This window comes from Microcoleus sp. N9_B4, assembly GCF_036701635.1.
Classification (GTDB): Bacteria; Cyanobacteriota; Cyanobacteriia; order Cyanobacteriales; family Microcoleaceae; genus Microcoleus.
Genome location: NZ_JAUBRC010000001.1, coordinates 216,861 through 231,446 on the forward strand (window position 1 = coordinate 216,861; position 14,586 = coordinate 231,446).

The following is a 14,586-nucleotide window of genomic DNA, read 5'->3' on the forward strand; positions in this document are numbered from 1 at the left end:
AAGTTAGTTTTGATTAGTTTAAAAAAGAGTATTATTATGTTGACCTCTGATTTGTCCTACCTCGAAAATGTTTCAGAGAACGACTTGATTTTAGGAGGTGCTTTCTTGGCGTTGGATGCCTTTTCATCAGTGGACAGTGGAAACACTTTGACTGCTACAGACATTATTTTTAGAAACAAAGGTAAAGTTACGAAAGCAAGGGGTACAGGAACAGCTATAGCGATTGGCACTGATCCTCTAGCTGGTGTTGATGTTTACTACGCAGGCTTTGATAAAGTGAAAGTAAAAAGTAATTCAGGAACAGGAGTAAACTATGCTTTTGAGACTGTTACTGTCAAGGCGATGGACTTGCCACACTAACTTTGAGGGCTTGTAGTCAGGGCTTAAGTTCTTTTTAGCTTTTAATGATTGACCACTGCGTCACGGGTACGAGGGGTTTCTGGCCGAGGAAAGAGCCGATCGCCCCTACTCCCTGAATGCCACTTCTAATTACTTCCGCATCATGGCAGGTGCAGGGCGATCGCGATCGCCCTGCACCTGCCATGACTCCGCATCCATTCGATCGCGATCGTATTCAAATCGGCCAAATCCGTCGCCTTCCAGGCTGATGCAAGCCTCTCCAACCGCCGTTCCAAGTCCACTCCCATCCGCTCAACCACAGTCATCAAACTGCTGCCAAACCCCGCTCTGTTAATCACAATTCAGCAACGGGAGCAGCGGTGTGTCGATCGGCCCTCAACACCAGCAAGTGCGCGCCCGGATACAAAGAGTGTAAAAATTGAAAACTTGCGTAAGTCCTATAATTTCAAACAAACCTGCCAAATTGGCAACACAGCTCTAATTAGTCCCGATATATTTAGATACATCGAAAGAAAACAACTTTTATTAAAAACATTTCAGTCTTTAGTCGGAACTCAAGAGCAATTGCTTCACACTATTCAAAATCATACCTTTTTATTTGAAATTGGCAGTGTCTATGTTCACGCAAGTGCTTTTCCTCTTTACAGCTAAAAGGAGATAAATCGCGATGCCTCCCTTATATTCAGTAGCTGCTGAACCCTTAAATAATGTTGCCAATAGCAATAGTTTAAACACCTTAAATTCGCTGGCGAATGACCCTGGTGCCGGCAGCAGCAGCAGTTCCAGCAAATCTAGTGCCTTCGTAAATGACAGTGGTGCCGGCAGTACCAGCAGCGCAACAGCTACTACTCCTACAGAAACAAGTACCAGCACTCAGACAGCCTACGTTGCGGGGGCTACCTCTAGCAGCGGCAGCGCAGAAGCTTCCACTTCTTCCACTGCTCCTCCTACATCGAGCGCGACAGCAACGGTACCAGCAGCGCCCGCGCCCGCCCCAGCGCCAGCGCCAGCGCCCGCACCAGCGCCCGCACCAGCGCCCGCACCAGCGCCCGCACCAGCACCAGCGCCCGCACCAGCACCAGCACCAGCACCAGCACCAGCGCCCGCACCAGCACCAGCACCAGCACCAGCACCAGCGCCCGCACCAGCACCAGCACCACCGCCCGCACCAGCGCCCGCACCAGCACCCGCACCAGCACCAGCGCCAACACCAGCGCCCGCGCCAACACCAGCGCCCGCGCCAGCGCCCGCGCCAGCACCAGCGCCAACACCAGCGCCCGCACCAGCGCCCGCACCAGCGCCTTCAGAGAGTAGCAGTTCGAGCGAAACGAGCTCGATCGCCAATAATCAAGGTGTTAGTAACAACAGCAGCGCGACAGTAACTTCCCCTGCAGGCAGTAGCACTAGCACTCAGACAGCCTATACTCCGGGAGCTACTTCTGGCAGTGCAGAAGCAACCGCTGCTACAGGCGCTCCACCAACAACTAACATCACAACTAACATCGCAACACCAGCGCCAGCACCAGCGGCCACACCAGCGCCAACACCACCGCCAACACCACCGCCAACACCGCCAACACCGCCAACACCGCCAACACCGCCAACACCCTCAAATAATGAGGATGCGATCGGTACGGGTGGTGGTGGCAGCAGCGCGATCGCTTCTAATCCCACAGATAACAGTAACAGCAATAATTCGATCGCACTTCCCGATCACAATACGAACAACAGCAATGCTGAGACAACCCCGCCTCCAGAAATGGTCGCCCCAGAAAACTATCCTGCAGCATTAACTATCAGCTACGACAGCAACGGCGACGGATATTGGCTGGGCACCAACGAGAGCGATGTGATTATTTGCGGTAGCGAGATCGATCGAATTTTTGCAGGAAGCGGCGACGATATTGTCACAGGTAACAGAGGTGATGATGCGATCGATGGAAGCGATGGAAACGACACTTTGCGGGGAGGGAAAGGTCAAGATTTGCTGATTGGCGGCAACGGCGACGATTTTCTTTGCGGCGACTTCGGCAGCGATACATTGATTGGAGGTAGTGGCGCTGATACCTTTGCCTTTAGACCCGAAACAGCGAGTGCAGCAGCTAATCCATTGTTAGCAGATCGAGTCGTTGATTTCAATCCCGCTGAAGGCGATCGAATTGGGCTGATAGGGGGACTTTCGGTAACAGACTTGACACTCCTCCCCTTTGATACGGATGGTGACGGTACGACAGACGCTACTCTGGTCAAGTTTAGTTCAAATAATGGCGATCGAATTTTAGCTGTTGTTTTGGGAACAGTTAACGCAGCGGGTGCAACAACTTTGAGCAATGCTGATTTTATTAGTTTGCCAAATAACATCTTGTAGCTAAGCGTTAGCCGTTAACCCCAACTACCCCGCAGGAATCGTCGGGGGATGAAGTTAGTAAATTTATATAGGTGGAGAGAGAAAGATGAAGGACTTTTACGGGCCATTGATTGAAGCAAGTGAAATCATCGAACAACTCAGACAAGAGCAGCAAATAAAGACATTTAGTCAAAAGGTTTTGCAGAAAAAAGTTATTGAGAAAGCAGCCCGGGAACGGGGGTTAACTGTGACTCCCGACGAAATTCAAGCTGTGGGCGACCAACTCCGCCGCGAGAAGCGTTTGGAGAAAGCGGCTGATACGATTGCTTGGCTGGTCGATCAGATGATTTCTGTAGAAGATTTAGAAGCCGGAATTTGCGATCGGCTTCTCAGCCAAAAACTAGCCGAACACTTGTTCAGCAAAGAAGTAGAAAAACTTTTTATTCAAAGCAAATTGCAATTCGATCAAATAATTCTTTATCAAATAGTTGTTGCCAACCCCCAGCTTGCTCAGGAACTATTTTATCAAATTCAAGAAGGAGAAATTAGCTTTTTTGATGCCGCTCACCTTTACGATATTGACGAAAATCGTCGGCATATATGCGGTTGCGAAGGCAAGGTTTATCGGTGGGGTTTAAAACCAGACATAGCCGTAGCCGTATTTAGCGCTAAACCCGGAGAAGTGATTCGTCCAATTGAAACAGAGTTAGGATATCACTTGTTCCTGGTTGAAAAGTTTCTCCCGGCGGAATTAACCCCTGAACGGTATCAAGAAATATTGCACAATCTGTTTAACGAATGGTTGGCTAACGAAGTCAACTATTTATTGTACACTTCTAAAGTGTAGGTTGCACGCGGAGCACAGAGAAGCCTAAGTGGTTTGACGGGCGAATTATAGCGCTCTCGGTGTGGTGTGCATGGAGCCCTCATCTAGAGGTTCTACCTAAGTCCTATAATGGTTGCGTTTAACTTGGTAATTTGGATTTAACTATATTACAAAAATCGATAAACTGACGAAAAGTAGTAAGTTGTTCTGGGTGAACTTGAATTCTTGCCAATAGCTGTTCCAAATAAAATGGCTTGAGTACATCTCCCGGTCGTTTCTTAGAATACGTAATATTTTTAGATTCAAATAACGCTCTCAAATAAGCTCCATGAAACTGAGCGTGAGTATTAAACTCTTGATATCTGCCCATGTTTTCGGGACAGTTCACGGAAACATCATAATATCTAGTATAATCTAATAGAGCTTTATCTTGAGGATTTTTAGAATAAATTTTGCGATTGCCTAGCAGCCAACTTTCCAAGCATCGATTCTGAAATATCAGCACAAGTTCTGCATTGTTTAATTTCAATTTTTGCTGACTTAAAAACTCATCAATTTCAGTTTTGAGCTCAGAAACAGTATTTTCCTCGGCATCCAGACACACTACAAAATAGCTGTATTTTCCGTTTGAGTTGATTTCCGCGATCGCAGGCGGGATAAAATTGTATAATGAAGGATATCCTTCGCCACTAATCAGGTAATAATTTTTTTCATTCACATCATCGCAACTCTCAACTCGCTGCAATTCCGGTAAAAGGTAAGACAGCCAAGCCGGATAAACTTTTTTCTCCGATTGTGTTCCTTCAACCAAAAAATATAGATTCATTCAACTTTGATTCCTTCGCTATATTCTTCAAGATTAATCAGTTGCATAAAAGCTTGATGCCTAGATTTTCCCAAGTTCAAATCTTTAGCATCTATCACAGTTACAACCCCACCTTTGCGAGTGACTATTTTCCAGTGCTCCATCCCAATATTATTGATTATGTAGGGATGGTGACTGGTAAGAATGAATTGAATATTTCTATTTTCCACAATCAAATCTGTCACAATATCAATACAGTTAATCCCCAAGCTGTTTTCAAATTCATCAATCAGGATTACAGTGCCTTCGGGCGACAAATACAGTTGGCTAATGTGAATTAAGGTTTTCAGCATCCCTGACGAGATATTGTCTTGAAAAATCCAATTATTAACACCTTTTTCTTTTATTTGAATTGGAAAACTAATAAATGAGGATTCCTCATCTTGTACTGGTTCTATTTTTATGTCTTCCACTTGAGGAAAAGCTTGTATAAATATGTCTTTTATTTTAGGAAAAATATCTGAAAAAAGGCGAGAAATAAAAGCTAATTTGATCTGGGTTGGCATATCGCTTTCCTTAATATCATCTAATAAAATATCACTTTTTTGTATCCTTGATATCATTGTATAGTTTAGATCGTAATAATCTATTGAACTCGAATTATTGCTAGTTATTTTATTAAAAGCCTGGTGAACAGGTGAAATATCTTCTTCTTGATTTAAAATTTCAACTACGCTTTGGAATGGAGACAATTTTGGCGTTGTCTTGCCTTTAAATATAATTTCATTAGATGTTCTTTGTACAACTGCATTTCCCTCTCTGAATAATTTTTCACTAACAATTCTAAATTCATTAGTTTCGCCGTCATCATTAAGAATGAACGGCAGATTTTCTTTTGTTTCAAATTCGCCTTGCCAGCGGTACTCGACATTATTTAATGTCGCAAACGTAATGTCCCATCCTAAACCGTTTAATGAAGCACCATTAGCTATCTGTTGTAAACTCAAAATGCCTTTCAAAATTTGTGTTTTGCCCACACCAGACACGCCAACTAATAAAGCCAGATTGGAAAAATATATCGGTTCAAAACGCCACTCTCGTAAATTATCCCAAAAAGCTACTTTTTTAATTTTCATTTCTCCCTCCTATCAATCATCAGCGTTAATCTGCATACATCGGCGGTTAAAAACCCACATAATTTTGCCGCCACCAAGCGCGAACAAACTTAATCTCTTCAAACGTATAACGTTCTTCCAAAAAATCATAAATTGCTCTCAGTTTCTCATCCCCCATAACTTCAATAGCGTACACTATCGCCTGCTGGCGTTCCGATTCCACCAACAAATTTATATCAACTTCCCTGCCCATTTCCATCAATTCTATCAGATGCCCAGAAATAGTATTAGGACTCATACCTCGCGCATTGGCGATTCCTTGAACTGTCAAACCTTGTCGGTATAATTCCCAGGTTTGCATCTGCGAATAAGACGCAACGTTGGAAAGATTGGGAAGATTAGCGACCTCAGAAGATGCAGCACCACTTGGCAATCCTTGTTCTTGGCAAAAAGTGCGAATTGCCTCCAAGAAAACCTTACCGTACTTATTTCGCTTGTTGCTACCAACGCCGTAAACTTCCTCGAATTCTGTGAGATTTTGTGGGCGTTTTTCTGCCATATCTCGCAAGCTTTTATCGGCAAAAACTACGTAAGGTGGCACAAATTGTTCGTCGGCAATTTGCTTGCGTAGTGTCCGCAGTATGCTAAATAAAGCTTCGACTTCTACTGCCAAAGACCGAACTTTTCCTTGTACTTCTCGCTGGGGTTCAATGGCGATTTCAACTGTGCGCTGACGTTTCATAATTTCCCAACTTTTTTCATTCAGTTTCAAAATGGGAAATCCGTCTGTTTTTTCCTCTAAAAAACCTTGATTTAACAGCGAACGACTCAATTTTTTCCATTCCTCCGCACTTCTATCTTTGCCAATTCCGTAAGTAGAAAGTTGGTTGTGCTGGTATTGCAATATTTTTTGATTTTTTGAACCGCGCAGCACGTCAATAATGTGATTCATGCCGAATTTCTCTTGGCATCTGGCGACGCAAGAAAGAAATTTCATTGCCTCAATCGTCCAATCTTCTACGGGTTTTTGGTTGCAACAGTTATCGCAAGTACCGCAGTTTCCGGGAAATGAATCGCCAAAATAACTTAACTGGATTGTACGACGGCACTCGGTGGATTCTGCATAGTTGATGACTCGACGCAACTGTTGGCGGGCAATTCGTTGTTCTTGTGGATCGGGTTTTTGCTCGATGATGTAGTCGATCATTTTGACATCGCCGTAGCCGAAAAATAAGCTGCAATGGGCGGGTTCGTTGTCTCGGCCTGCGCGACCGGATTCTTGATAGTATCCTTCGAGATTCTTGGGTAAGTCGTAGTGAATTACAAACCTCACGTCTGGTTTGTTGATTCCCATACCAAAGGCAACTGTTGCTACCATTACTTGCACGTCGTCGCGAATGAAGCGGGTTTGATTGGTTGTGCGATCGACATCGTTCATGCCGGCGTGGTAGGGTAAGGCTTGGATGCCACTTTGTTGCAATTTATAGGCAACTTCGTCAACTTTTTTGCGGCTGAGGCAATAGATAATTCCCGAACCGCCTTTTTTTTGGATAATTTGCAAAACTTCGGCAAAACTGTGTTTGGTTTTGGGGCGAACTTCGTAGTATAAATTGGGGCGGTTGAAGCTGGCGACGTGGATGTAGGGATTTCGCAGAGTTAGCTGCTGGATAATGTCTTGGCGGACGCGCTCGGTGGCGGTGGCGGTTAGTCCCATAATGGGAATGTCGGGATATCGATCGCGCACTCGTTGCATTTGCCTGTATTCTGGTCGAAAGTCGTGTCCCCATTCCGAAACGCAGTGGGCTTCGTCGATCGCAAATGCCGAAATTCCTAACTTATTTGCTACTATATCTAAAAATGGTAAAAATCTCTCACCGAGCAAGCGTTCTGGTGCAACATAGAGCAATTTAATCTTACCTTCGAGAATCGCTGTTTCGCGCGATCGGGTTTCCTGACTGCTCAAAGTGCTGTTGAGAAAAGTCGCCCCAATTCCATTATCCTGCAAAGCCTCCACCTGGTCTTGCATCAGAGCAATTAACGGCGAAACAACCACAGTCAATCCCGGTTTCAACAGTGCCGGTAATTGAAAACACAAAGACTTGCCACCGCCCGTCGGCATGACAATCATCATATCCCGTTTTTGTAAAGCAGCTTCGACAATTTCCTGCTGTCCCGGACGGAAAGAGTCATAGCCAAAAAAATGTTTAAGAGCTTGTTCCAGGGACAGTGGCACAGAAGATATTGGCGGATGAGACGCTGGCATTTGCAGTAGTTGGTTGTTGGCTTCTCAACTATTCTATGCCTTTTGAGCACAAATACAGTTACAATAATTGAGAATCTCAATTTAAGCAGAAAAACTGATGCCGAAAGCAATTTGGAATGGTGCCGTTTTGGCCGAGAGCGACAAGTGCGAAATTGTAGACAACAACTATTATTTCCCCGCCGATGCCATTAACCGTGAGTATTTCAAGGATAGCAGCACTCACACTACTTGCGGTTGGAAAGGTGTTGCTAGTTACTACAGTGTCGAAGTCGGCGGACAAGTTAATAAAGATGCTGCGTGGTACTATCCTACTCCAAAAGATGCTGCTAAAAATATTGCCGGATATATTGCTTTTTGGAAAGGAGTTAAGGTAGAGGCTTAGGTTTTTTCCGCAGGTTTGTTAGCTGGCGATTCCGACAGGCCGCCAGGGAATTAATTCCCTGGCTCATAGCTGAAGTCGTCTTAAGACGACTGTGGAAATTAGGGAGGAATAACATAAGTTGCGATGAGTTCAAATAGAAATAATATCTAATATCTACTGATAGCGATTGCTCCTCTGATAATTGTGAATCTTTTAAAATATAGGACAGAGCTTAATTAAATTAAATACCATAACCGCTATATTTAACAGTCCTCTTTGAGAGGACTTTCGCTATGAGACGGGGGTTTTGAACCCCCGGCGGACTGTTGGAGAAGCGAAAGCATCCTCAAATTTTAATCTTCCCAAACGGCGACAGCTTCCGAACCCAAACCACGGCGAACAACAATCGGTTCGCTTTCTGTCAAATCGAGAATAGTAGAAACTTGATATCCCGGATCGGAACCGTCATCGACAATGACATCTACTAACTTTGAAAAACAGTCAAAAAGTTCAGCTTTGCCAAAACTTTCTGCTTTTCCTGCTGGCACGGGTGCTGCACCTTCATCATCCGTGGTAATGTTAGCGGATGTTGAAATAATTGGATTTCCCAAGGCTTCCAACAGTGTAAAACAAAGCCGCTGGTCTGGAACGCGAATTCCTGTGGTTTTCCGTTTTGGGCTCATTACCAACCGCGGCACTAACTTGGTAGCTGGCAGCAGAAATGTATAAGGCCCAGGTATTAACCGCTTGATAATTCTGTATGCTTCATCGCTGACGACAGCATAGTCGGTGATATTTGACAGAGAGGAACACAGGAACGTTAAAGGCTTATCATTGGATAGTTGCTTGATCTGCCTGACTCGTTCTACAGCAGACTTGGAGTTGAGATCGCAGCCGATCGCGTAAACTGTATCTGTCGGATAAAGCATCACTGCCCCATTTTTCAGAGCTTTTTGAATTTTCTCGATCCGGTCTCTTTGGGGTGCAACTGGATGCACTTCGTAAATAGTTGCCATGTTAAGATATTGCAGGCTAAGTGGGCGATCGAAATATCGAGTGAAACAATCAATGCTAAAAATTAATTGTTAACAATGAATAAAATAGCTTATTTTGACTGTCCAACCGGCATTGCTGGCGATATGTGCATCGGAGCTCTCATCCACGCCGGCGTTCCTTTAGACTACCTAATCGAAAAACTCAATTTGCTCGGCATTTCGACAGAGTACCAGTTGCGGACGGAATTAGTCCACCGGAATACTCAACAAGCAACTAAATTTTATGTAGATTTAGCTGCGGATTTGTCGTTAAAACCAGAAAATTCCGCTACCGAACTCGATCCCTCAGAAACCGAATCCCCGACTTTTGACGCCCGCCACCACCATCATCACGGGGAAGAACATTCTCACAGTCACGGCGAAGCAGATGCCGAAATTAGCCACACTCATCACCGCAATTTGCCCGAAATTGAGCAAATCATCGTCTCTGCAAAATTGCCTCCGCGCGTGGAAGCTTGGAGTTTGGCCGTATTTGGCAAATTAGCAGAGGCAGAAGGTGCCGTACACGGTATCCCCGCAAGCGAGGTTCACTTTCACGAGGTGGGGGCGACGGATGCAATTATTGATATTGTCGGTACTTGTTTGGGTTTGGATTGGTTGGATATTCAGGAGTTTTACTTTTCGGCGATGCCGACTGGTGGCGGTACGGTGAAGGCGGCCCACGGCCGATTAGCGGTGCCGACGCCGGCGGTGATGCGGTTGTGGGAAACGCACCGAGTGCCGGTTTATAGCAATGGCATCGATCGCGAATTGTGTACTCCTACGGGAACTGCGATCGCCTGTACTCTCGCCTCTGCTTTCGGCCCGCCGCCGCCGATGCAAATTCAGGCCATTGGTTTGGGTGCAGGTTCTCGAAACCTGGCAATTCCTAATATTTTGCGCCTCTGGATTGGGGAGAAGTCAGAAGGGGAGAGGGGGAGAGTGGGAGAGTGGGAGAGTGGGAGAAAGACGGCTACTAATTCCCCATTCCCAATGCCCGATTCCCAATTACCAATGCCCAATTCCATAGAAAATATTACGGTATTGGAAACGCAAATTGATGATTTGACTCCGCAGGCGATCGGCTATGTTTTTGATGCTTTGTTTGCCGCCGGAGCTCTGGATGTTTTCACTGCCCCAATTGTGATGAAAAAGTCGCGGCTGGGGGTTTTGTTAACTGCGATTTGTCATCCCGAATTTCAGGATGCTTGCGAAGCTGTGATCTTTCGCGAAACTACTACTCTGGGAATTAGGCGATCGACTCAACAAAGAACGATTTTACACCGAGAAATCCAGACTGTTAAAACAGAATACGGCGAAGTCAAGATAAAAGTTGCGAAGTCTGGAGAAACGATTGTTAATGTACAGCCGGAATACGAAGATTGCGCGGAAATTGCCCGACTTAAAAATATTAGCTGGCGGGAAGTTCACCGCTTGGCGCTGCAAAGTTGGTACGATCGCACTTAATCAATTACAGTGACTTACAAGAGGAATTTAGTACCTGACGGGCTGACAACCCGTCAGACCCAGCAGGCTTGAGGAATATCTAAATCAGAGGAATCAAAACCTCTGATATCCGTTTTGAGATGGCGAGGTAAATTCAGCTTTTCCGTCAATTCACACGTAGGTTAGTTTTTGGCTACTTAAACTAATATTTAAGCACACTAAGTACGCAACCCCCAAGAGTACCCGTCCCCATCACTCGGGGCAAGCGCAGCAACATCTCAATAAGCTTTTATGAACAGGCTTTCCGGCCTGTTCCACAAAGAGTGAATTGTCTTGTGGAACAGGCCGAAAAGCCTGTTCTTGAAAATGGTGCAAGATGTGAGATTTAAACAAACTGACCCGTTGGAGTCGATCGCACCCGACGAATTCCAATCACCGACGGCATCGGCGATCTGCGCCGATCGTTCTCAATATTGCTTGGCCACAAACTGCCGCGAGAAACACTACGAGTTTGATTAAAAACAGCACCGTTCAAATCCAACATTTCAATTTGCCGGCTGAGTACAGTACCATCATCGATCGGGCAATCTTCCCCGGGATGCTGCACCGAAAGCAACAGCGTATCTCGCCCCACAAAAGTCGGCCCCGTCATTTCGCACCGATTCGGCCCGTAAGCAAACGGAATTACTGTTCCTGCATTCGGCCCAGAAGTGGGAATATAAAACAGCCAATTGTTGCCGAAAACACCAGTCAAATCTGACACATTTCCCGTCTTTTTGTGGTCGATTGTCGTTGGCTTTCCACTCGCACCCACATCAAAACCGTTATGCGTGCTAGTAGACATATCAGTGACGGCCCAAATGTTACCTTGAGCGTCAAAATCCAAATTGTCTGCACTAGCAAATCCAGATCCAGCTACCGAACCCGCTTCTCCACCTTGAGCCAAACGCTGCCAGCGGAACGTCAAGCCTGCACCATCGGGACTGTCTTCAATTATTTTGTAAAGTCCTCCCGACTGCTGAGTGCTGTTGACTGCGCTACCGTATTTAGCAACAGTAAAAATGCGAGAATCTGGATAGCCGTCGCTTCCGGGTGCGGCGTCAGTATAAGCAATGAAAACTTCCTTAGTAGTAGGATTAACTTCCAAATCTTCCGGCCGCGCCGTCGGAGTGCCACCAATCAAATTAGCAGCTAAGAAAGCATCAACTAAAACCGCACCTTGGCTGCTGTAGAAATTAGCCAGAGTTTTATTTTGGTAGCCCGGAAGTGCTGTTGCTTCATTAGTTGTATCCGCCACAAAAGAACCGCCGTCTTCGGTTTGACCAGCAATTCCGGCGCGTTTGGGCAAGCGAGTAGCGGCATCTCTTTGAGCTTTACCAAAACTGGCTAATTCCGCTTCGCCAACTTTAGAAGGACGCACCGGATTTGTCGGGGTATTTAATGTCAGTGGCAGCCATCTTCCAGTACCGTTGCGGTTATATTGGGCAACGTACAAAATGCCGTCTTCAAATAATCGGCTGTTGTTTTTATCTGCGGGATTCGTGACAGTACCGTTGCTGACAAATTTCCAGGTGTGTCCGCCACGCCGATCGTCCCCCATGTATCCTATTAACTTGCGGCCTGCTTCAGCGCGAATCGCAACGTTTTCGTGGCGGAAACGGCCCAACCATGTGTGCTTCCGGGGACGGAAACTTGGATCTTGTGGATCGACTTCTACCATCCAGCCGTATTTTTCGCCGACTAAGCCGAATTCCTCACCGATAGTGCCCTTGGCGTAGCTGGTTTGGCCACCGTTGGGTTTGATGTTTTCCTGAACTCCCACGAAGAATAGTTCGCTACCTTGGAAGTTTTCTTCAGCGGAGAGGATTGTGCCCCAAGGGGTTGTGCCGCCGGAACAGTTGTAGGCTGTACCGATGATGCGGTTTCCGAGTCCGTCGGTGTTGACTTGCGCGAAGACTTGGGTAGCTGCGGGGCCCGTGCCGGTGAGGTACTCGTTATCCCCTTGTCTGGTTCCCCAGGAGGTGACATCTTTGTATTTGTCGGTACGCTGGCTGTTGATTCCGAGGCCTGAAAGTCCGTGAATGCGTCGGTTGAGAGAGTCGCCGGCGATCGCCTGAAATCTACCGTTGGCTTGTTTGGTGATGCGGACGATCGAACCACCAAGATTGTACAGAAATTCGCCGAGCGTATCGCGATTCTTGACCGATAAGTCTATACCGAGGACGGCGCGATCGGTTGTTGGAAATGGTGCCAGATCAGACGGCGCTTCCGGTGCCACTTTCGACATCGGGAAACCTACATACTCGTGGTTAACCCAGAGATAGCCGTCGTCACTGCTGCCGCGCAGGCCTACAAAAGCCGTGTAGTCGCAGTTGTAGCCGAAATAGTCTGCCGGATTGGGAAAAACTCGATCGCCCCAGCGGACAATCACATAACGTTCGTATTCCGGCGGCACAACCACATCGTCAACAATGCTGTAACTCGTTAATCTAGTATCCTGCGAAGCAGCCATCACGGTTCCCTGTCCGTTTAAGCCTGTCGGCATAAAGCTGGGCAGTTCTCGATAAATCGGCAGCGGGTGGGGAAGTCTTAACGGAGTGAAAGATAGCGGAACTACAGCTTCGGCCGAGGTGGAATTGATGCCGAATAGTGTTTTAGTTAGTTGAGGGGCAAGCACAGTGGTAGCGGCACTGCTGCCGAAGAAAATTAACAGTTGTCGGCGAGTTATTTTAGACATAAATTCCTGTTCAGCCCAACTTCCCTAATCTGATGATTCCGTATGAAACTCTATCACTGTTAAATTAAGGGACGTTAACCTGAAGGTTAATTAAAATAGGGAGATATTTAGGTTAATAAAAAGTTAAATATTGTAATTAGCAAGTGGTAATGGGGAATAGAGAGAGAGAGATTCAGGAAAAAATATCTATCCGTGTATCCGTGATTTCCGTGTCGTGCTGTTGGTTATTTGTGATTTGTTATTTGTGATTTGTTATTTGTGATTTGTTATTTGTGATTTGTTATTTGTGATTTGTTACCGATGCCCGATGCCCGATGCCCGATGCCCGATTTCAATCATCTCGAAAACCCGGATCATTTTCTCGGGATGTCGATCGACTAGGCGCAGGTGCATTCATCACTTGCGAAGACCCAGAATTTGCGGACGAAATATTGCCGTTTCTGAATCCCAGCAGGAATTGAGCATCCGCAAAATATCTAGTCCACTGTTCGATTCTCGCATCTTGTTGCCAGTCGCGGCGGGATACTCTCGATCGCAAAACTGGAACTCTTTGTCGGCTGCGATCGGCTGTAATAATGACTGTAACTTCTGTTAATGCCGGATTTTCTTGAAACTCGCGGGCGATCGACTCTTTCGCTAAATCTTCCGCCTGCTGCACTAAACTCGCAAAAGATTGACCGCCGTCCGCATCTAGGGTAAGGTAGCGCTCTTTTGTTTCAGCCAAACCTATTGATATACTTGCTGTTAAACTGATAATGACTAGAATAACGGCCGACAATAAGCGTAGGTACAAATTCATTATGTTTGAGACTAAATACTAACACTTGTCAATGATAGTTAATAAAATTTAACAGCCAGTTAAACTTAGATTAAAATAATATTTTGTGTCACCATATTTCCGCTTAACAGGCTTTCCGGCCTGTTCCACAACAAGTGCCTTTTCTTGTGGGGTGGGCATCCTGCCCGCCCATAGAATGGTTATTGATAATGGTGCAATATCTCAGTTTTACTCGAAATACTTGTCAGTAGTAAAGGATGTTGATCAACCAGCCCCCGCGTTATTCTTCTTCCTTCTTCCTTGAACATCAGAACGAACCCTCGATAATTAATCCGTGTATCCGTGTCAAAATCCGTGTCGTGCCTTCCCTCTTCCCTCTTCCCTCTTCCCTCTTCCCTCTTCCCTCTTCCCTCTTCCCTCTTCCCTCTTCCCTCTTGCTTCTTCCTTCTTCTCGAAATACTTGTCAGTAGCAAAGGATGTCGATAAACCAGCCCCCGCGTTCTCTTCATTATTC

14 protein-coding genes are annotated in these 14,586 nt (G+C 46.0%); 5 read left to right on the forward strand and 9 right to left on the reverse strand.

Annotation, left to right across the window (positions count from 1 at the left end; all coding sequences use genetic code 11):
- Positions 1-36: 36 nt before the first annotated feature.
- On the forward strand, positions 37-360 hold the full coding sequence (locus tag QUA43_RS00945) for a hypothetical protein (RefSeq protein WP_333370221.1): 324 nt from the start codon (positions 37-39) through the stop codon (positions 358-360).
- Between the two features lie 34 nt (positions 361-394).
- Here QUA43_RS00945 and QUA43_RS00950 read toward each other — a convergent pair whose 3' ends face one another.
- Both QUA43_RS00950 and QUA43_RS00955 read right to left on the reverse strand, forming a co-directional pair.
- Positions 395-544 (reverse strand): hypothetical protein, encoded by a 150-nt coding sequence (locus QUA43_RS00950; RefSeq protein ID WP_333370223.1) that lies wholly within the window; start codon positions 542-544, stop codon positions 395-397.
- Positions 501-698 (reverse strand): hypothetical protein, encoded by a 198-nt coding sequence (locus QUA43_RS00955; protein WP_333370225.1) that lies wholly within the window; start codon positions 696-698, stop codon positions 501-503. The genes QUA43_RS00950 and QUA43_RS00955 overlap by 44 nt, the downstream gene beginning before the upstream one ends.
- Positions 699-1,027: 329 nt before the next feature.
- On the opposite strand from QUA43_RS00955, the gene QUA43_RS00960 reads away from it, so the two are divergent.
- Complete coding sequence (locus tag QUA43_RS00960; protein WP_333370227.1) at positions 1,028-2,728, forward strand: hypothetical protein; 1,701 nt, start codon at positions 1,028-1,030, stop codon at positions 2,726-2,728.
- 85 nt (positions 2,729-2,813) lie between these two features.
- Complete coding sequence (locus QUA43_RS00965) at positions 2,814-3,554, forward strand: peptidylprolyl isomerase (protein WP_333370228.1); 741 nt, start codon at positions 2,814-2,816, stop codon at positions 3,552-3,554.
- Between the two features lie 118 nt (positions 3,555-3,672).
- On the opposite strand, the gene QUA43_RS00970 is transcribed toward QUA43_RS00965, so the two are convergent.
- From QUA43_RS00970 to recQ, 3 genes are read right to left on the reverse strand one after another with little or no spacing between them, the layout of a single operon-like run.
- The gene (locus QUA43_RS00970) at positions 3,673-4,359 is read right to left on the reverse strand and encodes a hypothetical protein (RefSeq protein ID WP_333370230.1); all 687 of its coding nucleotides are present in this window, start codon (positions 4,357-4,359) and stop codon (positions 3,673-3,675) included.
- A complete protein-coding gene (locus QUA43_RS00975) occupies positions 4,356-5,474 on the reverse strand; it encodes an AAA family ATPase (RefSeq protein WP_333370232.1) in 1,119 nt (372 codons plus the stop codon). The genes QUA43_RS00970 and QUA43_RS00975 overlap by 4 nt, the downstream gene beginning before the upstream one ends.
- Before the next feature lie 46 nt (positions 5,475-5,520).
- Complete coding sequence (recQ, locus tag QUA43_RS00980) at positions 5,521-7,716, reverse strand: DNA helicase RecQ (protein ID WP_333370234.1); 2,196 nt, start codon at positions 7,714-7,716, stop codon at positions 5,521-5,523.
- 97 nt (positions 7,717-7,813) lie between these two features.
- On the opposite strand from recQ, the gene QUA43_RS00985 reads away from it, so the two are divergent.
- Entirely contained in the window at positions 7,814-8,098 is a 285-nt protein-coding gene (locus QUA43_RS00985; protein WP_190738299.1) for a DUF427 domain-containing protein, read from the forward strand.
- 332 nt (positions 8,099-8,430) lie between these two features.
- Here QUA43_RS00985 and QUA43_RS00990 read toward each other — a convergent pair whose 3' ends face one another.
- Entirely contained in the window at positions 8,431-9,093 is a 663-nt protein-coding gene (locus QUA43_RS00990; RefSeq protein ID WP_333370236.1) for an L-threonylcarbamoyladenylate synthase, read from the reverse strand.
- A gap of 75 nt (positions 9,094-9,168) precedes the next feature.
- Between QUA43_RS00990 and larC the strand changes: the two genes are divergently transcribed.
- Complete coding sequence (larC, locus tag QUA43_RS00995; RefSeq protein ID WP_333370238.1) at positions 9,169-10,578, forward strand: nickel pincer cofactor biosynthesis protein LarC; 1,410 nt, start codon at positions 9,169-9,171, stop codon at positions 10,576-10,578.
- Between the two features lie 364 nt (positions 10,579-10,942).
- Here larC and QUA43_RS01000 read toward each other — a convergent pair whose 3' ends face one another.
- The 3 genes from QUA43_RS01000 to QUA43_RS01010 form a co-directional block, all read right to left on the reverse strand.
- Positions 10,943-13,294 (reverse strand): PhoX family phosphatase, encoded by a 2,352-nt coding sequence (locus QUA43_RS01000; RefSeq protein WP_333370240.1) that lies wholly within the window; start codon positions 13,292-13,294, stop codon positions 10,943-10,945.
- Positions 13,295-13,625: 331 nt separating this feature from the next.
- Entirely contained in the window at positions 13,626-14,018 is a 393-nt protein-coding gene (locus tag QUA43_RS01005; protein ID WP_333370242.1) for a hypothetical protein, read from the reverse strand.
- Between the two features lie 254 nt (positions 14,019-14,272).
- A partial coding sequence (locus QUA43_RS01010) for a hypothetical protein (protein WP_333370244.1) occupies positions 14,273-14,586 on the reverse strand: 314 nt, incomplete at its 5' end.

Coding starts and splice junctions, on each gene's coding strand:
- QUA43_RS00945 (WP_333370221.1), top strand. CDS start 37: ATGTTGACCTCTGATTTGTCCTACCTCGAAAATGTTTCAGAGAACGAC.
- QUA43_RS00950 (WP_333370223.1), bottom strand. CDS start 544: ATGGCAGGTGCAGGGCGATCGCGATCGCCCTGCACCTGCCATGATGCG.
- QUA43_RS00960 (WP_333370227.1), top strand. CDS start 1,028: ATGCCTCCCTTATATTCAGTAGCTGCTGAACCCTTAAATAATGTTGCC.
- QUA43_RS00965 (WP_333370228.1), top strand. CDS start 2,814: ATGAAGGACTTTTACGGGCCATTGATTGAAGCAAGTGAAATCATCGAA.
- QUA43_RS00970 (WP_333370230.1), bottom strand. CDS start 4,359: ATGAATCTATATTTTTTGGTTGAAGGAACACAATCGGAGAAAAAAGTT.
- QUA43_RS00975 (WP_333370232.1), bottom strand. CDS start 5,474: ATGAAAATTAAAAAAGTAGCTTTTTGGGATAATTTACGAGAGTGGCGT.
- recQ (WP_333370234.1), bottom strand. CDS start 7,716: ATGCCAGCGTCTCATCCGCCAATATCTTCTGTGCCACTGTCCCTGGAA.
- QUA43_RS00985 (WP_190738299.1), top strand. CDS start 7,814: ATGCCGAAAGCAATTTGGAATGGTGCCGTTTTGGCCGAGAGCGACAAG.
- QUA43_RS00990 (WP_333370236.1), bottom strand. CDS start 9,093: ATGGCAACTATTTACGAAGTGCATCCAGTTGCACCCCAAAGAGACCGG.
- larC (WP_333370238.1), top strand. CDS start 9,169: ATGAATAAAATAGCTTATTTTGACTGTCCAACCGGCATTGCTGGCGAT.
- QUA43_RS01000 (WP_333370240.1), bottom strand. CDS start 13,294: ATGTCTAAAATAACTCGCCGACAACTGTTAATTTTCTTCGGCAGCAGT.